Consider the following 20,440-nt stretch of genomic DNA (forward strand, 5'->3'; position numbering starts at 1 on the left):
CGGACGGACGAGTCACCTTTCAGGCTATCGACCGGGTCGACGCGGCATCTCAGCCGCTCTTGTCGGGGCCCGCCCGGTCGAGGTGCACCCGCAGGAGGACCCGGCGCTCGCGGTGCATGGCCTCGTCGAAGTCCGCCCAGTCGGGGTGCTCGGCGCCCTGCACCTGCCGGTAGAGGGCGCGCAGGCCGTCCAGCGCCGCGGGCAGCTCGACGATCTCGACGTCGCCCTCGACCTGGACCCACCGGCCGAAGAAGCCGTCGGGCAGGACGCAGAGCCACGCCCGCCCCTCCCGGCGCAGGTTCTTCGTCTTGAGGGCGGTCTCGCGCGTGCTGATCGTCGCCGCGCCGTCGTCGTCGATGCCGACGACCACGGGCGAGAGCTGGGGCGCGCCGTCGGTGCGGCGGGTCGCGAGGACGGCGCGGTGCTGCTCGCGCAGCACCTGCCGGGCGTCGTCGAGGTCCATGTCCCGGAGGCTAGGCCGCCCCGGCGACTCAGAGCAGGGACAGCTGCTCCGGCGGCGCCTCGACGACCTTCTCCGGGATCTCCGGCACGGCACCCTCCGGCCACGACCGCTCGGTCTCCCGCCCCTCGTCGCCCTGCCGGCCGCCCATGGCGTGCCCACCGCCGGTGAGGCCGTGGCGCGCGAGCAGCGGGCCGACGCGCGCGGCGAGGTCCTTGCGGTAGGCCGCGTCGACGTAGGCGCCGCGGCGGTAGAGGGCGGCGTAGCGCTCGATCAGCGCGGGGTGGTCGCGCGCGAGCCAGGCGTGGAACCACTCCCGCGTGCCCGGCCGCAGGTGCAGGGCGAGCACGGACGCGCCGCTCGCCCCCGCCGTGGCGATCTCGCCGAGCAGGGCGTCGAGGGCCTCGTCGGAGTCGGTGAGCCCGGGCAGGACCGGGGCGACGAACACCCCGCACGGCAGGCCCGCGTCGCGGATGCGGCGGACGAGATCGAGCCGGGCCCGGGGCGTCGGGGTGCCCGGCTCGACGCGGCGGTGCAGCTCCGGGTCCAGCAGGGCCAGCGACACCCCGACCCCGACGGGCACATCGCGAGCGGCGGCCGCGAGCTCCGGCAGGTCGCGGGCGAGCAGCGTGCCCTTGGTGAGGATCGAGAACGGTGTGCCGCTGGCCCCCAGGGCCCCGATGATCCCGGGCATGAGCGCGTAGCGGCCCTCCGCGCGCTGGTAGGGGTCGGTGTTGGTGCCCATCGCGACGTGCTCGCGGGCCCAGCGCGGTGCGCGCAGCTCGCGGGCCAGCACCTCGGGCGCGTTCAGCTTGACCACGACCTGGCGGTCGAAGTCGTCGCCCGCGTCGAGGTCGAGATAGGTGTGGGTGTTGCGGGCGAAGCAGTTGTGGCTGATCACCCCGTCGGCCACGAAGTCGCCGGTGCCGGTGGTGAGGTCGCCGAGGGCGCGCTCGCCGGGCAGCTCGTCCACCCCGACCACGACGCGCCCGCCGGGCTCGTCGCCGGGCGGCGCCGGCGCCACGGGCGGCGACCCGGGCCGGCGGAACGCCTCGTCGGCCAAGGTCTCGGCCCCGACCAGGGCCTCGCCGATCCGCAGGTGCGGCCGCTCGTCACCGTCGCAGCCCTCCGGCCGCACGTGGACCCAGCCGCGGCGCGTGAGGAAGCGGTGGTCGGCGCTCGCGACGATCGCCGTGCCGTCGAGCAGACGGACCCGCCAGGCCGCCCTCGTCGTGGTCCATGCGGCGTGCACCGGCGTCGGCACCAGGGACCGGATGCCGTTGCTGCGGACCTCGGAGCCCACCACGAGATCGCCGACCCGGACGTCGGCCAGCCGCACGCTGGTGCCGTCGACCATGAGAATCCGGGTGTCGAGCGAGAGGCAGTAGGTGCACGCGTGGCTGCACCCGCGGTAGGGGTTCACGGTCCAGGCGAAGGGCATCGGCGACGCCCCGGGCACGCGGTTGAGCACCGAGCGCGCCCGGACCTCGTGGAAGGTGATGCCGGCGAACTCCGGCGTGCGGACGCTGCGCACGAGGCCCTTGAGCGCCGGCATGCCCGGCAGCTCCTCGGGGCCTCCCGCGACCTTCTGCTCGTCCCACCGCACGCCCACCATTCGAACACGTGTTCGAGCGGTAGGCAAACCCCCGTCCGGCGGCCACCATCGTGCCCGTGGACGACGCGCGGCGCCTCTGGACCTTGCTCGAACCCCTGCACGCGGTCACCTACTTCGCCCCCGAGGCGCGCGCCGCCGCCGACGCCGTGGGGCTGAAGGGGTTCTGGATGGGCTACGTCGCCCAGCGTGCGGCACCACTCGGCGCCGTCGGCCCGGAGGTGGCGTGGGCGTCGTTCCACAGCTTCCACCGCGACCGCCTCCGCCGCGCGTTGCCCGACGCCTGGGCGCTCGCCTCCCCCGCGACCTGCCTCGGGGCGCGCCTCGCGGGGGTGGACGCGACGCTGCGACGACTCCTCGCCGACCTCCCCGGCGGCGTGGACTCCCCGGCGATCGCGGAGGCCGCGCGTCTCGCCGGGGAGGCCGCCGACGCCGCGGACATGGCCGGGCGCGTCCTCGCGGCGGCGAACCAGGCGCTCCCCCGCCCGGCACCGCCGCACCTCGCACTGTGGCAGGCCGCGACGACGCTGCGCGAGCACCGGGGCGACGGTCACGTCGCGGCGCTCGTCGCCCACGACGTCGGTCCCGTCGCGGCGCACCGGCTCAAGATCGCCGCCGACGAGTCGTCGGACGGCCTCCAGGAGTCCCGGCGGATCGACGACGAGACGTGGTCGGCGGCCGGCGAGGAGCTGGCCGTGCGCGGCTGGCTCGACGCGCACGGCGCCCTCACCGACGACGGACGTCGTGCCCGCGACGAGGTCGAACGCGCCACCGACCGCGCCGCGTCCGGGCCGTGGCGGGCGCTCGGCCGGGCGGGCACCGACCGCCTCGCCGGGCTCCTCGGACCGCTCGTCACGGCCGTCGTCGACGCGGGCGCCGTCCCGTACCCCAACCCGATCGGCCTCCCGCGGCCCTGATCTCGCGTGTGTTTCGGTACCAGCGGTACGCGGTACTAATCGGTAACACCAGAACGGAGCAGCCGATGAGTGCCTTCACCCTGGAACTGACGCCCGCCCACCACGAGCTGATCCGGCGGACGCACGCCTTCGCCGAGGACGTCGTCCGGCCGGCCGCGGCGAAGTACGACGCCGCCGAGGAATGCCCCTGGGAGATCGTCGACCGGGCCGCCCGGGAGGGCTTCTACAACGCCCTCTTCTACGCCGACCTCATCGCCGACCCGACGGGTCTCTCGCTCCCGCTCTTCCTCGAGGAGATGTTCTGGGGCTGCGCCGGCATCGGGCTCACGGTCGTGCTGCCCGCTCTCGCGCTCTCCGCGCTCAACCAGGCCGGCACCCCCGAGCAGCTCGCGCGCTGGGCCCCCGAGATGTTCGGCGAGCCCGGCGACATCAAGCTCGCCGCGCTCGCCGTGTCCGAGCCCCAGGGCGGCAGCGACGTCGCCAACCTGCAGACCCGCGCCCGCAAGGAGGGCGACGAGTGGGTGCTCGACGGCGAGAAGATCTGGATCGGCAACGGCGGGATCGCCGACGTCACGATCGTCAACGCCGTCGTCGACCCCGAGCTCGGCACCAAGGGCCAGGCGATGTTCGTGGTCCCCAAGGACACCCCGGGCATGGAGCAGGTCCGTCGGCTGCGCAAGCTCGGGCACCGGGCGTCGCACACCGCCGAGCTGCGCTTCGAGAGCTGCCGCATCCCGGCCGAGAACCTCCTGGGGGGAGAGGACAAGCTCGAGCACAAGCTCGAGAAGGCGCGGCGGGGCGAGGGCAAGCCCGCGGCGCTCGGCACGTTCGAGCAGACGCGACCGATGGTCGCCGCCATGGCGCTCGGTGTGGCGCGGGCGTCGTTCGAGTACGCCTGCTCCTACGCCCGGCAGCGCGAGGCCTTCGGCGGCCCGATCATCGGCAACCAGGGCGTCTCGTTCCCGCTCGCCGACCTCGCCGCCGACATCGACGCCGCGCGGCTCCTGACCTGGCGAGCGTCGTGGATGGCCGCCAACGGCGTGCCGTTCCAGGCCGGCGAGGGCTCGATGTCGAAGCTCAAGGCCTCCGAGGTCGCCGTGCGTGCCGCCGAGCAGGCCGTCCAGACCTGCGGCGGGTGGGGCTACGTCGACGACCTCCCGGTCGAGAAGTGGTACCGCGACGCGAAGCTCTACACGATCTTCGAGGGCACGAGCGAGATCCAGCGGATGGTCATCGGACGCACGCTGACCGACCCCGAGGCCACCGACACTCCGCTGCACCACCACCTGCCCGGCGACCGGGGCGGCGTGAGCCGGAAGTTCGGGCACGGGTCGCTCGCCCGCGCCCGGGCCGGGGAGGCCTTCATGCGGCTCGCGAAGAAGGCGCCCGACTCCGTGTTGCGGCTCGGCGGGAAGCTCGCCTCCCCCGGCGCGTGACGAAAAGGCTCCCGGAGATGATGGCCGGGTGACCTCCTCCCGGCCCGTGGGGCGCCGCGCGCGGTCCGCGACCGCGGAGGAGGACGCGGGCGACGACGCGGTGACCGGTCCGATCGAGGTGCCGCCTGACCGACCGCCCCGCCGGCGAGCGGGGGGATCTGCTGACGTTCAACCTCAGCGTGGCCCCCGGGCTGACCCACCCCGGCCGACGCGCCGGCGACGCGCGGACGCGCCCCTCGAGGCGAGTCACGGCCACGGGCACGGGCACGGGCACGGCGGGGGCTCGCTGGATGGTGCGTCGGCCACGCGGGTGCGACGGCTCCTGGCCCTGCTGCTCGTGCCCTGCGGGCTGGCGGTGCTGTTGGGCCTCGTGGTGCTCGCCCCGTCCCCGTCCGAGTACGCCCGGGTGGCGGAACGGGCCGCGACCGGCCAGGGCGCGCCCGGGCTCGGGTCCCAGACCCCGGTCGACGCCGAGGTCCTGCGCGCCGCCGGGGAGTCCGACTGCACCGACCCCAACCTGCCCTCCCCCGGCGAGGGCGAGGGCTGTGTCGCGGTGACGCTGCGCCTGCAGGACGGGCCGGCGGCCGGGAGCACGATCGTCACCCTGGCGCCGACCACCCCCGGCTCGCCGCGCTTCGCCGTCGGCGACGCCGTCGTGCTCGGCTGGGCCGGCGGGGACCCGACGGACGCCCTGGGCTACACGATCGTCGACTTCCAGCGCGGCCAGCCGCTGCTCCTGCTCGGCGGTCTCTTCGCGCTCGCGGTGCTGCTGCTCGGCCGCTGGCAGGGCCTCGCCGCGCTCGTCGCCCTGGGCGCGACGCTCGGGGTGCTCGCGGTCTTCGTCCTGCCCGCCCTGGCCACCGGGGGCCCGCCGGTCCCGGTCGCGCTCACAGCGTCCGGGCTGATCGTCGGCATCGTTCTGCCGCTGACGCACGGCCTCTCGGCCCGCACGGCGACCGCGGCGCTCGGCACGCTCGCGAGCCTCGGGCTCATCGGCGTCCTCGCCCTGCTCTTCGCCGCGCTGTCGCGCCTCACCGGTCTCGGCGAGGAGGCCTCGGAGCTCGCCGGGTTGGTGGGACCGGGGCTCGACCTGCGCGGGCTGCTGCTCGCGGGCGTGATCATCGGCGCGCTCGGGGTGCTCGACGACGTCACCGTCACCCAGACCAGCGCCGTCTGGGAGCTGCACCGCGCGAACCCGGCCGCGCGGCTCGCCGACCTCTATGGTGCCGCCATGCGTGTCGGTCGTGATCACGTCGCCTCGGCGGTGAACACGCTCGTTCTCGCCTACGCCGGGGCGGCGCTGCCCCTGCTGCTGCTGTTCGCGCTGGCGGGCCGGGGTCTCGGTGACCTGCTCACCGCGGAGGACGTGGCGCAGGAGGTCGTACGGACGCTGGTGGGCAGCATCGGCCTGGTCGCCTCGGTCCCGTTGACGACCGTCCTCGCCGCCGTCGTCGTCCGTGCCGTCAGCCCCAGCACCCGGAGCCCTGCCGCATGAGCCGCCCCGCCCTGCCCCGCTCCGTCGAGGCCCCGCCGAGCGGCGTGCTCGACACCGCCCGCGCCCTCGTCGTCGCGTCGACCCGCACGGCCGTGGAGCTCACGCTGCAGGGGCCGACGATCGTGCGGGGCCTCGCCGACCTCGCCCGCACCGGCGCCGGGACGGCCGCCGACCTCAGCCCCCTCGTCGTCGACGCCCTGCGCGCGCTCCCGCGGCTCGTGCGGCTGCTGGAGCAGCTGGCGCCGGTCGCCTCCGGGCTCCAGCACACGCTCGACGAGATCGCGCCCGACCTCACCCGCCTCTCCTACGCCGTCGACGCCCTCGACCGTCTCGCTGGTGCCGTCGACGACCTCCACGCCCTGGCCCGTGCCGTGCCGGCGCTGCAGGCGATCGCCGGGGCCGCGCCCGACATCCGCGTCCTCGGCGAGGCGGTGCCGGCACTGCAGGAGATCGGCCGGGCCCGCGAGGACATCGCGACCCTCGCGAGCGCCGTGCCCGCGCTCCAGGAGATCGGCCGGGCCCGCGGCGACATCGCGACCCTCGCGAGCGCCGTGCCCGCGCTCCAGCAGCTCGCCGGGGCCGTCCCCGACATCCACGCCCTCGGCGAGGCCGTCCCCGCGCTGCAGGAGATCGCCGCGGCCCGCGAGTCCATCGCGACGCTCGCGAGCGCCGTGCCCGCGCTCCAGCAGATCGCCGGCGCCGCGCCCGACATCCGCGCGCTCGGCGAGGCCGTCCCCGCGCTCCAGGAGATCGCCGCGGCCCGCGGCGACATCGCCGCCCTCGCGAGCGCCGTGCCGTCCCTCGAGCGCCTCGGCTACGCCACCGACGACCTGCAGGTCATCGCCAGCGCCGTGCCCGCCCTCCAGCAGATCGGCGAGGCGGCGGGGCAGCTCGAGACCCTGGCGGGCGCGGTCCCGGCCCTGGAGCGCCTCGCCGGCGCCGTCGGCGACATCGGGACGATCGCGGGCGCCACCGGCACCGTGGAGCGGATCGCCGGGGGCGTGCCCACCGTCGGACGCCTCGCCGACGCCGTCCCCACCATCGTCCGGTTGGCCGAGGCGATCCCGACGCTCGAGACCCTCGGCGGCGCGGTGGACGACCTGCACGCGCTCGGTACCGCCGTCACCGATCTCCACCACCTCGCCGAGGCCGCCCCGGCCCTGCAGCAGATGGCCGGCGCGGTCGACGAGGTGCGCAAGCTGACCGGGGCGATCGAGCACGTCGAGGTCCTCGCCCGTCACGCCGACACCACGTTCCCCGACGTCCCGCCGCGCCTGGCCAACCTCGACGCCGGGCTGTCGACCGCCGCCGGCGAGCTGCAGAAGGTCAGCCCGGACCTGCGCACCCTCGCCGGACGGATCGACAACCTCGACGAGCAGATCAAGGTCCTCGCCGACGCCCTCGCGCCGCTGCAGGGCACGACCGAGCGCCTCGGCCGCGTCGTCGACCGCCTGCCCGGGCGCAAGAGGTCGGACGACCGGTAGCGCGTCCCGGCCGAGCCGGCGGGAGCTCTCCGGTTCGATCTCTCGACAGTGCCGCCCGTGCGCCCGCTCTGATGACACTCCGGAGAGATCGAGAGGGAGAGGTCGCCGATAGCCCCCTCTGACCGGACGGCGCCGCCGCGAACGCCGACGGCCCCCTCGCCGCGCGGGCGAGGGGGCCGTGGCGTCTTCAGGAGTTCCTACTTGCAGGGGTCTTCGGGCTCCGGCTGGGGCTCGGGGTCCTCGTGGCCGCCGTTGTCGGGCTGCTCGTGGCCACCATCGCTGGGCTGCTCGTGGCCACCGTCCTCCGGCTGATCCTGGCCGCCGTCCTCGTGACCGCCGTCCTGTTGACCGCCGTCCTCGTGACCACCGCCGTGCTCACCCTCGGGCACCTCGGGGAGCTCCGGCACCTCGGGCAGGGTCGGCTCCTCGCACTCGCCCCCGCCGGGGATGACCTCCGGCGCGGTGAGCTCGAAGTCGTAGGTCGTGCTCGGTGTGGAGACGAGGTCCACGCCTGCGTCGAGCCCGGGGTTACCGCGACCCTGGTTGATCACCAAGCCGGTCACCCTGATGTCGGGCTGGGCGGTGATGAACTCGCTCAGCAGCTTGGTGCCGTCGTTCGAGCAGGAGCGCTGCCCTTCCTCGATCACGCCCGGAATGGCGCGCGTCGAGCACCACCTGCCGGTTCCGGCCTCGTAGCGATTCCAGACGTTCGGCTCTGTGCTCTCAGTGGTGTTGTAGATCGGCTCGTAGGTGAGGGTCGAGAAGCCCACCTTCGGGTCGTCGGGGTCGTAGTCGACGACGAGCTGCATGCTCGGGAACTGGTCTTCGTTGACCGCGCCGTTCTGGTAGGCGGAGTAGGCCGCCGTCGTGATCCAGTCCCCCAGCGGGGAGTTCTCCGCCTTTCCGATGGCTGCCTTCGCATCGCCGTCCGGCGTCTGGAGCCGCAGCGCAGCGTCGCCTCCGAGGGGCGGAGCCGGGGGCACGAACTCGTCGGAGACCTCGAATGTCCCGCCCTTCGGGTCGTCCTCGGTTCGCGCGAACGGCGCCAGAGCGCCGTCGGCATCCGGCACGACATATGTCGTGCCCGCCGCCGCGACCGGCAGCGGGACCAGCGGGTCCGCGTTGCCGGACCCGACCATCGCGACGGCACTGCCGCCGACGATCAGGGCCCCGGTGGCCGCGAGTGCAGCCATCCCCCGACGTCCGAGTTTCGCCCTGTGAAGACCCATGTGTGTGATGCCTTTCCGCCCCTTGGGTGATGTGGCCGCCGTCGGGCCACACGCCGAAGTAACGAAGAGGACACGGTGGGGTGACGAGCGAATCGTCCGAAGGACGTAATTCGATACCGGCGATCAGAGGATCACGCGCGAGGACCCTCAGCCCGCTCCCGACGGCAGGGCGGCGCCGGTGTCCTTCAGCTCGACGCCCGAGAGCTGCAGGCGGAAGGACTCGGTCAGGAGGGCGGCGAGGATTTCCGCGGCGCCCTCGTAGGTCAGACCGTCGGGCGGGCGGATGTTCGAGACGCAGTTGCGCTCGGAGTCCACGCGCCCCAGCCGCGGCTCGAAGGTCAGGTACGCGCCGAGGGAGTCGGGGGACGACATCCCCGGGCGCTCGCCGATGAGCACGAGCACCATGCGCCCGCCGAGGGCGACGGCGATCTCGTCGCCCAGCGCCACCCGGGCCTGCTCGGCGACGACCACGGGGGCCACCGACCAGCCCTCCAGCCGCGGCAGCAGGGCGTCGACCACCGCCACGGCGTGGTCCTGCACCGCGCGGGCCGAGAGCCCGTCGGAGAGCACGACGACGAGGTCGTGCTCGCCGGCCTCGAGTCCGTGGTCGGGGGCGAGGCGGCGCCCCAGGTCGGGGCGCTGCAGGTACTCGGCGCGGTCGGCGGCCTGCGAGTGAACGACGGGCCCGGCCCGCTCGCCGAGCGCGGTGACGATCGCGTCGGCGTCCAGCGCGGTGTGCACGGCGTCGCGGGCCTGCGCGTGGGCGGCGGCGAGGCGGAGGTTCTCGGCGGTGGACAGGCCGTCGCCGGCGCGTCCGAGACCCACGCGCGCCCGCGTCGCGGCCCGCAGCGCGTCCCAGGGATCGACCTCGCTCATCCCATCAACGCCCGGATCGGCTCCGGCACCAGCTGCGGCACGCGACCGGCGTCGTCGAGCAGTCCGACGGACCCCAACCACGCCTCGAACTCGGGCGCCGGCCGCAGCCCGAGCGTCTGACGGACCTGCAGCACGTCCTGGAACGACAGCGACTGGTAGTTGAGCATGATGTCGTCGCCCCCCGGAACGGTGATCACGAACGAGCAGCCCGCGGCGCCCAGGGTGAGCAGCAGGGTGTCGGTGTCGTCGGCGTCGGCCTCGGCGTGGTTGGTGTAGCAGACGTCGACGCCCATCGGGACGCCGAGCAGCTTGCCGCAGAGGTGGTCCTCCAGGCCGGCGCGCAGGATCTGCTTGCCGTCGTAGAGGTACTCCGGGCCGATGAAGCCGACGACGGTGTTGACGAGCAGCGGGTCGAAGGCCCGGCACACGGCGTAGGCGCGGGCCTCGAGGGTCTGCTCGTCGACGTCGTGGTGGGCGTCGGCCGACAGCGCCGAACCCTGCCCCGTCTCGAAGTACGTGACGTTGTTGCCGACGGTGCCGCGGTGCAGCTCGGACGCCGCGGCATGGGCCTCGCGCAACTGGTCCAGCGTCACCCCGAAGCCGCGGTTCGCGGCCTGGGTGCCGGCGACGGACTGGAAGACGAGGTCGACCGGCGCGCCCTGTTCGAGCAGCTCCAGGGTGGTGGTCACGTGGGTGAGCACGCACGACTGGATGGGCGCCCCCAGCCGTTGGCGCGCGTCGTCGATCAGCTCGAGCAGCGCGCGCACCGTCGACGGCCGGTCGGTGGCGGGGTTGATGCCCACCACCGCGTCGCCGGCGCCGTGCAGCAGCCCGTCCACCAGCGACGCCGTGATGCCGACGGCGTCGTCGGTCGGGTGGTTCGGCTGCAGGCGCGTCGCCAGCCGGCCCTCGAGGCCGATCGTCGTGCGCAGGCCCGTGACGACACGGGTCTTGCGCCCCACGGCGACCAGGTCGCCGACGCGCATGAGCTTGCTGACCGCCGCCACCATCTCGGGCGTGAGCCCCGGCGCGAGGTCGCTCAGCACGGTGCTGTCAGCCTCCCAGGACAGCAGCCAGTCCCGGAAGCCGCCGACGGTCAGCGACCGCACGGGCGCGAACGCGGCGGCGTCGTGGGAGTCCATGATCAGCCGGGTGACGTCGTCGTCCTCGTAGGGAACGACGGCCTCGTCGAGGAAGTGTGCGAGCGGCAGGTCGGCGAGCACCGTCTGGGCGGCCACCCGCTCGGCGGCGGACGCGGCGGCCACGCCGGCGAGCACGTCCCCCGAGCGCGCCGGCGTGGCCTTGGCGAGCAGCTCGCGCAGGTCGGCGAAGCCGTAGGAGTGCCCGCCGAGCGTGGTGGACCAGCTCATCCGAGCTCCTCCTCGGCCTTCGCCAGTGCCGCGAACTCCTCGTCCGGCGCCGACGCGACGAGGTGGTGGCGTGAGTAGAACCCGAAGTAGGCCATGAAGAGGGCGAAGGCGCCGAGCGCGCAGAGAGCCGCGACGACGTCGACCAGGAACGTCGCCACCACGGCGGCGAGCGCCAGCACCAGCGCGACGCCGGTGGTGATCCGCCCGCCCGGCGTCCGGTACGGCCGGGTCATGTCGGGGTTCCGGACGCGCAGGACCTGGTGCGCCACCATCATCAGGACGTACGACAACGTCGCACCGAACACCGCGAGGTTGATGAGGATGTCGCCGTTGCCGGTCGCGGCGAGGACGAAGCCGATGGCGCCGGGGACGATCAGCGCGAGCGTCGGCGCCTTGCGGCCGTTGGTGCGCGAGAGCACCCGCGGCAGGTAACCCGCCCGCGAGAGCGCGAAGGTCTGGCGCGAGTAGGCGTAGATGATCGAGAAGAAGCTCGCGATCAGGCCGAGCAGACCGATGTAGTTCACGGTCGTCGACAGCCACGTCGATCCGCCGGAGCCGGCCTCGAGTGCACTGACCAGCGGGTTGTCGCTCGTCGAGAGCCCGAGGGAGCCCTGCGCGCCGGGCGCCAGGAACAGGACGGCGGCCGCCGAGACGGCCAGCACGCCCATCGCCACGATGATCCCGCGCGGCACCGCGCGCACGGGGTCGCGCGCCTCCTCGGCCGCCAGCGGGACGCCCTCGACGGCGAGGAAGAACCAGATCGCGAACGGGAAGCTCGCCCACACGCCGACCACGCCGAACGGCAGGAACGGGGATGCGCCGGCGGCGTCGCCGACCGGGATGTCGGTGAGGTTCGCGGTGTCGAAGGACCCGACGGCGCCGAGCGCGAAGAGCAGGAGTCCGGCCAGCGCGATCGCGGTGATCACGAAGGTGACCTTGAGGGCCTCGCCCACGCCCAGCAGGTGGATACCGATGAAGAGCACGTAGCAGGCGAGGTAGACCCACCAGCCGTCGGTGATCCCGAACAGGCCGAGCGACTCGACGTAGCCGCCGATGAACGTCGCGATCGCGGCGGGCGCCACGGCGTACTCGAGGAGGATCGCGGCGCCCGTCGCGAAGCCGCCCCAGGGGCCCATCGCGACACGGGCGAAGGTGTAGCCGCCGCCGGCCGCCGGCAGCGCCGACGACATCTCGGCGAGCCCGAGCACCATGCAGGCGTACATCACGGCCATGAGCACCGCGGCGATCGCGAGCCCGCCCCAGCCGCCCTGCGCGAGCCCGAAGTGCCAGCCCGCGTAGTCGCCCGAGATCACATACGCGACGCCCAGGCCGGCCAGCAGGACCCAGCTCGCGGATCCGGCCTTCAGCTGCCGCGCGGCGAGGTAGTCGCTCCCCGCGCCGGTGCCGGGACCCGACTCCACCCGATCCGCCATGTGTGTCCCCTTTCGCCGTCCCCCGGATGCCACAGCGTGAGGCAGGTGTGAAGTCCGTGGGTGACGATGGGGTTGCGATCGCCGACGTGCGTGAGGTCAGTCGCTGAGGTTCGTGCGGCAGCGGTTGAGCAGGGCGCGCAGGTCGGCACGCTCGGCGTCGTCGAACCCGTCGACCATGCTCGCCTCGACCTCCGCGGCGATCGGGGCGAGCCGCTCGAGCAGCGACCAGCCCTCGTCGGACAGGCCGATGAGCACGCGCCGCCCGTGCGCGGGGTCCGGGGTGCGCGTGATCCACCGCCCGCGCTCGAGGGCGGCGACCAGGTCGCCCATGGCCTGGGCGCTCACGAAGGCGTTGCGGGCGAGCTCGGCGCTGGTCTGCCCCTCGCGGCGCGCGAGCACCGTCAGCGCCGTCCACTGGGGCACCGTGATGCCCGAGCCCCGGAGCCGCTCGTCGAGGCGGGCGCGCACCGCGAGCTCCACCTGCTTGACGGCGTAGAGCAGGGAGGGCGGTCCCTCGGTTCTCGTCACCGCACCCTTCCCGGCGCCTTCCGTCGAGGCGACCCTCCCGATAATATCAACCTTCTTGACATCTTAGGTATCGCCCGGAAGGGGATCGATGGCGCCGCAACTGCCCCCGTCGCTGACGTTGGACCACGACGGGCCGGTCGCCGTGCTGCGCCTGGCGCGCCCGGACAAGCGCAACGCGCTCGACGACGCCACCGTCCTGGGGCTCGAGGCGTTCTTCGGCGCACCGCCGCCGGACGTCCGTGCCGTGGTGCTCGACGCCGAGGGCGACCACTTCTCCGCCGGGCTGGACCTCGCGGAGCTCGGAGCCACCGACGGCGTGGCCGGGGTCGAGCACTCGCGCTTCTGGCATCGCGTCTTCGACCGGATGGAGCGCGGGCGCCTCCCGGTCGTCTCCGTCCTCAAGGGCGCTGTGGTGGGCGGCGGGCTCGAGCTCGCCGCGGCCACGCACGTCCGCGTCGCGGAGACCTCCGCGTTCTACGCCCTGCCCGAGGCGCGTCACGGCCTCTTCGTCGGGGGCGGCGGCTCGGTGCGGATCCCGCGGCTCATCGGTGTGCACCGCATGACCGACCTGATGCTCACCGGCCGGGTGCTCGACGCCCAGGAGGGCCTGGCGCTGGGCATCTCCACGTACCTCGCCGAGCCCGGCGGGGGCTTCGCGAAAGCCCTCGAGCTGGCCCACCGCATGGCCGACAACCCGCCGGTGAGCACCTTCGCGGTGCTCCAGGCCCTGCCGCGCATCGCCGCGGCGCGCGACGAGGAGGGCTACCTCATGGAGTCGCTGATGGCCGCGATCTCCTCGAGCAGCGACGAGGCCCAGGACCGCATGGCCGCCTTCCTGGACGGACGCGCGGGGAAGGTCCGCTGATGACGACACCGGCTCCCCCACCGGCGGGCACCGTCATCGCCCGCTTCGTCGACTGGCTCGCGACCGAGCGCGGGCTGGTGTTCGACGACTATGACGCCCTGCAACGCTGGTCGGTCACCGACCTCGACGGCTTCTGGTCGGCGATCGCCGAGTTCTACGCGGTCCCGTTCCACGAGCCGCCCCGCACGGTGCTCGAGAGCCGCCGGATGCCGGGGGCCGTGTGGTTCCCGGGAGCGACGCTGAACTACGCGGAGCGCGCCGTCGAGGGCCCCGAGCCCGACGACGACGTCGCCCTGCTCGCGTACTCCCAGACCCGCGAGCCCCGGCGGTGGACCCGTGGCGAGCTGCGCGACGCCGTCGCCCGCGCCCGGGCCGGCCTGGTGCGCCTCGGGGTAGGACGCGGGGACCGCGTGGCCGCCTACGCCCCGAACATCCCCGAGACGGTGGTCGCGCACCTCGCCGCCGCGAGCCTCGGCGCGGTGTGGGCCTCGTGCGCGCCGGAGTTCGGGGCGCGCAGCGTGATCGACCGATTCGCCCAGATCGAGCCGACGGTGCTCATCGCCGTCTCCGGCTACGTCTACGGCGACAAGCCCGTGGACCGCAGCAGCGAGGTCGCGGCGCTGCGCGCGGCCCTCCCGAGCGTGCGCCACGTCGTCGCCGTGCCCTACGGCCCCGGCACGATCCCGGACGCGGTGGCGTGGTCGGAGCTGGTCGGGACCCCGGCGGCGCCGGCCTACGACCCGGTGCCGTTCGACCACCCGCTCGTCGTGCTGTTCTCGTCGGGCACCACCGGGCCGCCCAAGGCGATCGTGCACGGCCACGGCGGGATCACCGTCGAGCACCTCAAGAACCACGGCCTGGCCTGGGACGTGCAGCCCGGCGACCGGATGCTCTGGTTCACCACGACCGCCTGGATGATGTGGAACGCGCTGGTCTCCGGGCTGCTCCACGGCGCGGCGCTGATCCTCGTCGACGGCAACCCGCTGCACCCCGACCTGGCGTGGCAGTGGCGCCTCGCCGCCGAGGCCCGGGCGACCCACTTCGGCTCCTCCCCGGGCTTCCTCATGGCGTGCCGGGCCGAGGGCGTGCACCCCGCGCGTGACCACGACCTGTCCCCGCTGCGCCAGGTCTGCGTGGCGGGCAGCCCCCTGCCGCCCGAGGGCTACCGCTGGGTCGCCGAGGAGTTCGGCCCCGACGTCCTGCTGCTCGTGGGCAGCGGCGGCACCGACGTGTGCTCCGGCATCGTCCAGGGCGGGCCATGGCAGGAGGTCGTCGAGGGCGAGATCTCCGGCCGCGAGCTCGGGGTCGACACGGCGGCGTTCGACGAGGCCGGTCACGAGGTGGTGGGCGAGCGCGGCGAGCTGGTGATCCGCGCGCCGATGCCGTCGATGCCGTTGTTCTTCTGGGGCGACGACGACGGGTCCCGGCTGCACGCCGCCTACTTCGACACCTACCCCGGCGTGTGGCGCCACGGCGACTGGGTGCGCTTCTCGCCGTCCGGTTCGGTCGTGGTCTCCGGCCGCTCGGACGCCACGCTCAACCGCGGCGGCGTGCGCCTGGGCACCGCCGAGTTCTACGCCGTCGTCGAGGAGCTGCCCGAGGTGGCCGACAGCCTCGTGATCCACCTCGAGGACCCGGCCGGCGGACCCGGCGAGCTGCTGCTGTTCGTCGTGCCGGCCCCGGGCCACGAGGTCGACGACGCGCTCGTCGCGCGGATCCGCGGGGAGCTGCGCTCGTCGCTCTCCCCGCGCCACGTGCCCGACCGGATCCACGGCGTGCCGGCGGTGCCCCGCACGCGCACCGGCAAGAAGCTGGAGGTCCCGGCCAAGCGGATCCTGCTCGGCGCCGACCCGGAGACGGTCGCCTCGCGGGACGCGCTGGTCGACCCCGCGGCGCTCGACGCGTTCGTGCCGCTGGCGCGCTCATGATGATCGCGGTCGTCGGGACCGGCGTCATCGGGGAGAGCTGGGCGCGGCTGTTCCTCGCCCACGGCCACGACGTCACCGCCACCGACCCCGCGCCCGGCGCGGAGGAGCGGCTGCGCGCGTCGCTCGGTCCCTCGGAGCGCCTGCGGTTCACCGACGACCTCGCCGCGGCCGTCGCCGATGCCGACTTCGTGCAGGAGAACGGCCCGGAGCGTCTCGAGGTCAAGCACGAGCTGCTCGCCGGAGTCGACGCCGCCGCCCGGCCCGACGTCGTCGTCGCCAGCAGCTCGTCGATGCTGCGCCCCACCGACCTCGCCCGCGGCGCCCCGGCGCACCCCGAGCGCGTGCTCGTCGGGCACCCCTTCAACCCGCCGCACCTCGTGCCGCTGGTCGAGGTGGTGCCCGGGGAGGCGACGTCAGAGGCCGCGGTCGACGCCGCCATGGCGTTCTACCGCGCGGTCGGGCGCACCCCGCTGCGGCTGCGCGCCGAGCTCCCGGGCCACCTCGCGAACCGCCTGCAGGCGGCGCTGTGGCGCGAGGCGTACTCGCTGGTGGCGCGCGGGGTGGCGACGGTCGCCGACGTCGACACGGCGATCACCGAGGGGCCGGGCCTGCGGTGGGCGGCGCTGGGCCCGTTCGCCAATCAGCACCTCTCCGGCGGGCCGGGTGGCATCGCGCACGTCCTCGAGCACCTCGGGCCCGGCACCGAGGCGCTATGGGCCGACCTCGGGACCGCGTCGCACACCCCGGAGCTCGTGGCCCGCATCGTCGCCGGCGTCGACGAGGCCCTCGCCGGGAGCGACTCCGCCGACCTCCTCGCCCGCCGGGACGCGGTCATCGCCGCCGTGCTCGCCGCCCGGGCCCCCGACGGCGCCTGATCGGCCCGGTCACATCCGTGGCCGCCCGTGCGTCTCCTCGTCGACGTCGCTGATGACGTCCCCGACGACCCGAGGAGCCCACGATGGACGCCCGCACCCTGACCTACCGGACCACCACCGCCGTCACCGTCTTCGTGCTGCTCTCGGGCGGGCTGGCCTACCTGCTCGGCGCCGAGTGGGCCGTCGCGGGCGTGACCGCGCTCGGCTACCCCGCCTACGTCGTCACCCTCCTCGGCATGTGGAAGGTGCTCGGCGCCGTCGCCCTCACCGTCCCCGGCTATCCGCGGCTCAAGGAGTGGGCCTACGCCGGTGTCGTGTTCGACCTCAGCGGCGCGACGGTCTCGCACCTCGCTTCGGGCAGCGCCGCCTTCCACGCGGTGGTGCCCACGGCGCTGCTCCTCGTCGCCGGCGTCTCCTGGGCGACCCGGCCGGCAACACGACGCCTCGCGGCGGCCGAGCGCCGCGAGCCGATCGCCGAGCCCGTTCCCGCCGCCTGACCAGCCGGTAACCGTGCGGTCAGGAGTCCTCGAGGGCCCGGTCCACCGCGGCCGCTGCGCCGTCGAGGGCGATGGCCTGCTGGGAACCGTCGGCGAGGTCCTTGAGCTGGATCTCCCCGGCCTCGAGGTCGCGCTCCCCCAGCACGAGCGCGAAGCGGGCGCCCGAGCGGTCGGCCGCCTTCATGGCACCCTTCAGCCCGCGTCCGCCGTAGGCGAGGTCGGCGCGGATGCCCGCGCGGCGCAGCGCCCCGATGATCCCGACGAGGCGGTCCTTGGCCGCGTCGCCGAGCGGCACGCCGAAGACCTCGACCCGCGAGGCCGTGTCGAGGCCCGCCTCCTCCACCCGGCAGGCGAGGAGCGCGCGGTCGACACCGAGCCCGAACCCGACACCGGACAGGTCCTGCCCGCCGAGCTCGGCCATCAGGCCGTCGTAGCGCCCGCCGCCGCCGATGCCCGACTGCGACCCCAGGCCGTCGTGGACGAACTCGAAGGTCGTCTTCGTGTAGTAGTCGAGTCCGCGCACCATCCACGGGTTCTCGACGTAGGAGACGCCGAGGTCGTCGAGGTGACGCTTGACCGCCGCATGGTGCGCGGCCGCGGAGTCGGAGAGGTGGTCGATCATCAGCGGGGCGTCGGTGAGCTGCTCGCGGACCTCGGGGCGCTTGTCGTCGAGCACGCGCAGCGGGTTGATCCGCGCCCGCTCGCGGGTGGCCTCGTCGAGGTCGAGCTTCTCGAGGAACCGCGTGAGCTCCTGGCGGTACTGCGGCCGCGTGGTGGCGTCCCCGAGGCTCGTGATCTCCAGGCGGTAGCGGCGCAGGCCCAGCGCGCGGAAGCCGGCGTCGGCGACGGCGAGGACCTCGGCGTCCAGGGCCGGGTCGTCGACGCCGATGGCCTCGACCCCGACCTGCTGGAGCTGGCGGAACCGCCCGGCCTGCGGGCGCTCGTAGCGGAAGAACGGCCCGGTGTAGCGCAGCTTCACCGGCAGCCCGCCGCGGTCGAGGCCGTGCTCGATCACGGACCGGACGACGCCCGCGGTGCCCTCGGGGCGGAGGGTCACCGAGCGTCCGCCGCGGTCGTCGAAGGAGTACATCTCCTTGCTGACGACGTCGGTGGACTCGCCGACGCCGCGCGCGTAGAGCGCGGTGTCCTCGAAGACCGGCAGCTCGATGTGGGCGTAGCCGGCGCGGTCGGCCTCGCGGACGAGGGTGTCGCGGACGCTCGTGAACTCCGGACCGACGTACTCGGGGACGCCCTTGGGCGCGCTGAAGCCCCCGGGCGGGACGGCCGCGGTCACAGGTGGCGCCCGGGCGCGTTCGTGAGGCCCTGCACGAAGGGGTTGCTGTCGCGCTCCCGGCCGACCGTCGTCATCGGCCCGTGGCCGGGCAGCACGGCGGTGTCGTCCGGCAGCATGAGGATCTTGTCGCGGAGCGAGGCCATCATCTCCTCGGTCGATCCCCCGGGCAGGTCGGTGCGCCCGATGCTGCCCTGGAACAGGGTGTCCCCCGCGATGAGGAACGGGCGGTCGTCCTCGGTGGCCGACCGGAAGACCACCGACCCGCGGGTGTGACCCGGAGTGTGGTCGACGGTGAGGCGCAGGCCGGCGAGCTCGAGATCGGCGCCGTCGGCGAGGACCTCGACCGAGCGCGGCTCGCGGAACTCCAGGCCCGGGTACATCTGCGCGAGCTGCGCGCCCATGGGCCCGACGGCCTTGAACGGGTCGGCCAGCATGAAGCGGTCCTCGGGGTGGATCCACGCCGGGATGTCGTCGCCGTCGCAGACCGGCGTCACCGACCACATGTGGTCCATGTGGCCGTGGGTGAGCAGCACGGCCACCGGGGTCAGCCTGTGGCGCGCGATCACCTCGCGCAGCCCGTCCTCGGCGTCCTGTCCGGGGTCGACCACGATGCAGGATTCCCCGGGGGCGGGCGCGACCACGTAGCAGTTGGTCTCGAACACCCCGGCCGCAAAGGCCTCGACCAGCACGTCCTCGTCCTCCTCGGACAGATCGGTTCGATTCCCCACCCTAGTCGAGCCCACACTCCGGGCCCGTCGGCGCGGTTCCTACGATGTCCGCCGTGCCGACGAACGAACAGCGCCGGAAGGCCGCCAAGAAGAAGCTGGAGCGTCAGCTCGAGCGACGCGCGGAGCGGGCGAGGCGACGTCGGCAACGCCTGACCATCATCTCGGTGGTCGCGGTCGTGGCGGTGGTCGCCGTGGCGGCGGGAATCTACTTCGTCGTGACCGCCGAGGATGACCCGGCGCCGGCGGCCGCGCCGTCGACCTGCACGTACAACCCATCGGAGCCGGCGGCCAAGCCCAACACCCCGCCCGACGCCAACCCTCCGACCACCGGCACCGTCGACGTCACCCTGGAGACCTCGCAGGGTGCGATCCCGATGACGCTCGACCGCGCGTCGGCACCTTGCGCGGTCAACGCGGTGGTCAGCCTCGCCTCGCAGGGCTTCTACGACGACACGCCCTGCCCGCGCCTGGTGACCAGCCAGGGTCTCCAGGTGCTCCAGTGCGGCGACCCGACCGGCTCCGGCTCGGGCGGCCCGGGCTACCAGTACGCCGAGGAGCCCCCGGCGGGGCTGCCGCCGTTCCCGGGCGCCGAGGGCCAGGCCTCGACCTACGCCCGCGGCCTCGTCGCGATGGCGAAGAGCTCGCAGCCGGGCTCGACGGGCAGCCAGTTCTTCCTCGTCTACGGCGACTCGGCCCTGCCGCCGGAGTACTCGGTGGTCGGGCGGATCGCGACACCCGGGCTCGCGGTGCTCGACCGCGTCGGCGCGGGCGGGGACGACGGCTCGAACCAGGCCGGCGGCGGCGCGCCGCGCATCCCGGTGCAGATCCAGCGCGCGGTCGTCGCGGCGCCGTCGGCGCCCTGACGCAGATGTCAGCGGCGTGGCGCCGCAGACGTTGAGTGTCCGAATTCAAGGGAGCACGCCGATAGGGCCACGCACTCGGCCGGAGTGGTCGCCCGAGACATCCGATTCGTCCAAGCCGCGGAGGCGAGCCTCGCCCTAGCGTTCCCGCATGGATGACGACGCTGTCGCGGGCGAGATCGTCGCGCTCGCCCGGGAATGGAACACGGCGATCGTGTCGAACGACGCCGACCGCATCGCCGAGTTCATGACCGACGACTGGGTGATCGTCTCGTGGACCGGGGTCACGGGACGGGACGACTTCCTCGGGTTCGTGCGCTCCGGCACGCTCGGGCACACGCGGATGGAGCCCGCGAGCGAGCCCCGGGTGCGCGTCCACGGGGACGTCGCGACCCTCGTCGTCCGCGTCGTGAGCACCGCCCAGTACGGCGGCGCGGACATCGACGCCGACGAGTGGACGTCGGACGTCTTCGTCCGCACCGACGGCCGCTGGCGCTGCGCGCTGACGCACATCACCCCAGTCGGCACGGCCACCTGAGTCGCGAGTGATCGA

Annotated in this window: 19 protein-coding genes; 10 read left to right on the forward strand and 9 right to left on the reverse strand. The window is 74.2% G+C overall.

The genetic code is table 11. The features are described 5' to 3' along the window. Positions 1–49 precede the first annotated feature (49 nt). Both PH189_RS00495 and PH189_RS00500 read right to left on the reverse strand, forming a co-directional pair. Positions 50–463 (reverse strand): PPOX class F420-dependent oxidoreductase, encoded by a 414-nt coding sequence (locus PH189_RS00495; protein WP_274186769.1) that lies wholly within the window; start codon positions 461–463, stop codon positions 50–52. 28 nt (positions 464–491) lie between these two features. Next, entirely contained in the window at positions 492–2,075 is a 1,584-nt protein-coding gene (locus PH189_RS00500; RefSeq protein WP_274186770.1) for an Rv2578c family radical SAM protein, read from the reverse strand. Positions 2,076–2,131: 56 nt separating this feature from the next. Here PH189_RS00500 and PH189_RS00505 point away from each other — a divergent pair, with 56 nt between their 5' ends. From PH189_RS00505 to PH189_RS00520, 4 genes are all read left to right on the forward strand, one after another. Further along, positions 2,132–2,989: an SCO6745 family protein gene (locus tag PH189_RS00505; RefSeq protein ID WP_274186771.1), complete on the forward strand. Its 858-nt coding sequence runs from the start codon at positions 2,132–2,134 to the stop codon at positions 2,987–2,989. A 65-nt stretch (positions 2,990–3,054) separates the two neighbouring features. Next, a complete protein-coding gene (locus PH189_RS00510; RefSeq protein WP_274186772.1) occupies positions 3,055–4,425 on the forward strand; it encodes an acyl-CoA dehydrogenase family protein in 1,371 nt (456 codons plus the stop codon). A 310-nt stretch (positions 4,426–4,735) separates the two neighbouring features. Beyond that, the gene (locus PH189_RS00515; RefSeq protein WP_274186773.1) at positions 4,736–5,920 is read left to right on the forward strand and encodes a YibE/F family protein; all 1,185 of its coding nucleotides are present in this window, start codon (positions 4,736–4,738) and stop codon (positions 5,918–5,920) included. Then, complete coding sequence (locus tag PH189_RS00520; RefSeq protein ID WP_274186774.1) at positions 5,917–7,404, forward strand: hypothetical protein; 1,488 nt, start codon at positions 5,917–5,919, stop codon at positions 7,402–7,404. Before PH189_RS00515 ends, PH189_RS00520 begins: the two co-directional genes overlap by 4 nt. A gap of 197 nt (positions 7,405–7,601) precedes the next feature. Here PH189_RS00520 and PH189_RS00525 read toward each other — a convergent pair whose 3' ends face one another. The 5 genes from PH189_RS00525 to PH189_RS00545 form a co-directional block, all read right to left on the reverse strand. Next, positions 7,602–8,597 (reverse strand): hypothetical protein, encoded by a 996-nt coding sequence (locus tag PH189_RS00525; protein WP_274186775.1) that lies wholly within the window; start codon positions 8,595–8,597, stop codon positions 7,602–7,604. 183 nt (positions 8,598–8,780) lie between these two features. Beyond that, positions 8,781–9,509 carry an ethanolamine ammonia-lyase subunit EutC gene (eutC, locus tag PH189_RS00530; protein ID WP_274186776.1) on the reverse strand — a complete coding sequence of 243 codons (729 nt, stop codon included), beginning with the start codon at positions 9,507–9,509 and terminating at the stop codon, positions 8,781–8,783. Beyond that, positions 9,506–10,879, reverse strand: coding sequence for an ethanolamine ammonia-lyase subunit EutB (locus PH189_RS00535; RefSeq protein WP_274186777.1), 1,374 nt, complete (start codon positions 10,877–10,879; stop codon positions 9,506–9,508). The genes eutC and PH189_RS00535 overlap by 4 nt, the downstream gene beginning before the upstream one ends. Next, positions 10,876–12,312 carry an ethanolamine permease gene (gene eat / locus PH189_RS00540; RefSeq protein WP_274186778.1) on the reverse strand — a complete coding sequence of 479 codons (1,437 nt, stop codon included), beginning with the start codon at positions 12,310–12,312 and terminating at the stop codon, positions 10,876–10,878. Before eat ends, PH189_RS00535 begins: the two co-directional genes overlap by 4 nt. A gap of 96 nt (positions 12,313–12,408) precedes the next feature. Then, positions 12,409–12,840 carry a MarR family winged helix-turn-helix transcriptional regulator gene (locus tag PH189_RS00545; RefSeq protein WP_274186779.1) on the reverse strand — a complete coding sequence of 144 codons (432 nt, stop codon included), beginning with the start codon at positions 12,838–12,840 and terminating at the stop codon, positions 12,409–12,411. Between the two features lie 88 nt (positions 12,841–12,928). On the opposite strand from PH189_RS00545, the gene PH189_RS00550 reads away from it, so the two are divergent. The 4 genes from PH189_RS00550 to PH189_RS00565 all read left to right on the forward strand — a co-directional run bounded on the left by PH189_RS00550 (position 12,929) and on the right by PH189_RS00565 (position 17,005). Then, positions 12,929–13,705 carry a crotonase/enoyl-CoA hydratase family protein gene (locus PH189_RS00550; protein ID WP_274186780.1) on the forward strand — a complete coding sequence of 259 codons (777 nt, stop codon included), beginning with the start codon at positions 12,929–12,931 and terminating at the stop codon, positions 13,703–13,705. Further along, on the forward strand, positions 13,705–15,633 hold the full coding sequence (locus tag PH189_RS00555; protein WP_274186781.1) for an acetoacetate--CoA ligase: 1,929 nt from the start codon (positions 13,705–13,707) through the stop codon (positions 15,631–15,633). The genes PH189_RS00550 and PH189_RS00555 overlap by 1 nt, the downstream gene beginning before the upstream one ends. Further along, entirely contained in the window at positions 15,630–16,508 is an 879-nt protein-coding gene (locus PH189_RS00560; protein ID WP_274186782.1) for a 3-hydroxyacyl-CoA dehydrogenase NAD-binding domain-containing protein, read from the forward strand. The genes PH189_RS00555 and PH189_RS00560 overlap by 4 nt, the downstream gene beginning before the upstream one ends. An 83-nt stretch (positions 16,509–16,591) precedes the next feature. After that, on the forward strand, positions 16,592–17,005 hold the full coding sequence (locus tag PH189_RS00565; RefSeq protein WP_274186783.1) for a DoxX family protein: 414 nt from the start codon (positions 16,592–16,594) through the stop codon (positions 17,003–17,005). A gap of 19 nt (positions 17,006–17,024) precedes the next feature. On the opposite strand, the gene hisS is transcribed toward PH189_RS00565, so the two are convergent. Both hisS and PH189_RS00575 read right to left on the reverse strand, forming a co-directional pair. Beyond that, positions 17,025–18,299 carry a histidine--tRNA ligase gene (gene hisS, locus PH189_RS00570; protein WP_274186784.1) on the reverse strand — a complete coding sequence of 425 codons (1,275 nt, stop codon included), beginning with the start codon at positions 18,297–18,299 and terminating at the stop codon, positions 17,025–17,027. After that, complete coding sequence (locus PH189_RS00575) at positions 18,296–18,988, reverse strand: MBL fold metallo-hydrolase (RefSeq protein WP_274187155.1); 693 nt, start codon at positions 18,986–18,988, stop codon at positions 18,296–18,298. Before PH189_RS00575 ends, hisS begins: the two co-directional genes overlap by 4 nt. Before the next feature lie 92 nt (positions 18,989–19,080). On the opposite strand from PH189_RS00575, the gene PH189_RS00580 reads away from it, so the two are divergent. Beyond that, entirely contained in the window at positions 19,081–19,890 is an 810-nt protein-coding gene (locus PH189_RS00580; RefSeq protein WP_274186785.1) for a peptidylprolyl isomerase, read from the forward strand. Between the two features lie 148 nt (positions 19,891–20,038). Further along, positions 20,039–20,425, forward strand: a complete 387-nt coding sequence (locus tag PH189_RS00585; protein WP_274186786.1) for a nuclear transport factor 2 family protein — start codon at positions 20,039–20,041, stop codon at positions 20,423–20,425. Positions 20,426–20,440 lie beyond the last annotated feature (15 nt).

The organism is Actinomycetospora chibensis, assembly GCF_028737215.1.
Classification (GTDB): domain Bacteria; phylum Actinomycetota; class Actinomycetes; order Mycobacteriales; family Pseudonocardiaceae; genus Actinomycetospora; species Actinomycetospora chibensis.

What these genes read in the sequence shown, in the direction of transcription:
- PH189_RS00520 (WP_274186774.1), top strand. Translation starts at nt 5,917, where the DNA reads ATGAGCCGCCCCGCCCTGCCCCGCTCCGTCGAGGCCCCGCCGAGCGGC.
- PH189_RS00560 (WP_274186782.1), top strand. Translation starts at nt 15,630, where the DNA reads ATGATGATCGCGGTCGTCGGGACCGGCGTCATCGGGGAGAGCTGGGCG.
- PH189_RS00535 (WP_274186777.1), bottom strand. Translation starts at nt 10,879, where the DNA reads ATGAGCTGGTCCACCACGCTCGGCGGGCACTCCTACGGCTTCGCCGAC.
- PH189_RS00585 (WP_274186786.1), top strand. Translation starts at nt 20,039, where the DNA reads ATGGATGACGACGCTGTCGCGGGCGAGATCGTCGCGCTCGCCCGGGAA.
- eat (WP_274186778.1), bottom strand. Translation starts at nt 12,312, where the DNA reads ATGGCGGATCGGGTGGAGTCGGGTCCCGGCACCGGCGCGGGGAGCGAC.
- PH189_RS00510 (WP_274186772.1), top strand. Translation starts at nt 3,055, where the DNA reads ATGAGTGCCTTCACCCTGGAACTGACGCCCGCCCACCACGAGCTGATC.
- eutC (WP_274186776.1), bottom strand. Translation starts at nt 9,509, where the DNA reads ATGAGCGAGGTCGATCCCTGGGACGCGCTGCGGGCCGCGACGCGGGCG.
- PH189_RS00500 (WP_274186770.1), bottom strand. Translation starts at nt 2,075, where the DNA reads ATGGTGGGCGTGCGGTGGGACGAGCAGAAGGTCGCGGGAGGCCCCGAG.
- PH189_RS00555 (WP_274186781.1), top strand. Translation starts at nt 13,705, where the DNA reads ATGACGACACCGGCTCCCCCACCGGCGGGCACCGTCATCGCCCGCTTC.
- PH189_RS00495 (WP_274186769.1), bottom strand. Translation starts at nt 463, where the DNA reads ATGGACCTCGACGACGCCCGGCAGGTGCTGCGCGAGCAGCACCGCGCC.
- PH189_RS00565 (WP_274186783.1), top strand. Translation starts at nt 16,592, where the DNA reads ATGGACGCCCGCACCCTGACCTACCGGACCACCACCGCCGTCACCGTC.
- PH189_RS00525 (WP_274186775.1), bottom strand. Translation starts at nt 8,597, where the DNA reads ATGGCTGCACTCGCGGCCACCGGGGCCCTGATCGTCGGCGGCAGTGCC.
- PH189_RS00550 (WP_274186780.1), top strand. Translation starts at nt 12,929, where the DNA reads ATGGCGCCGCAACTGCCCCCGTCGCTGACGTTGGACCACGACGGGCCG.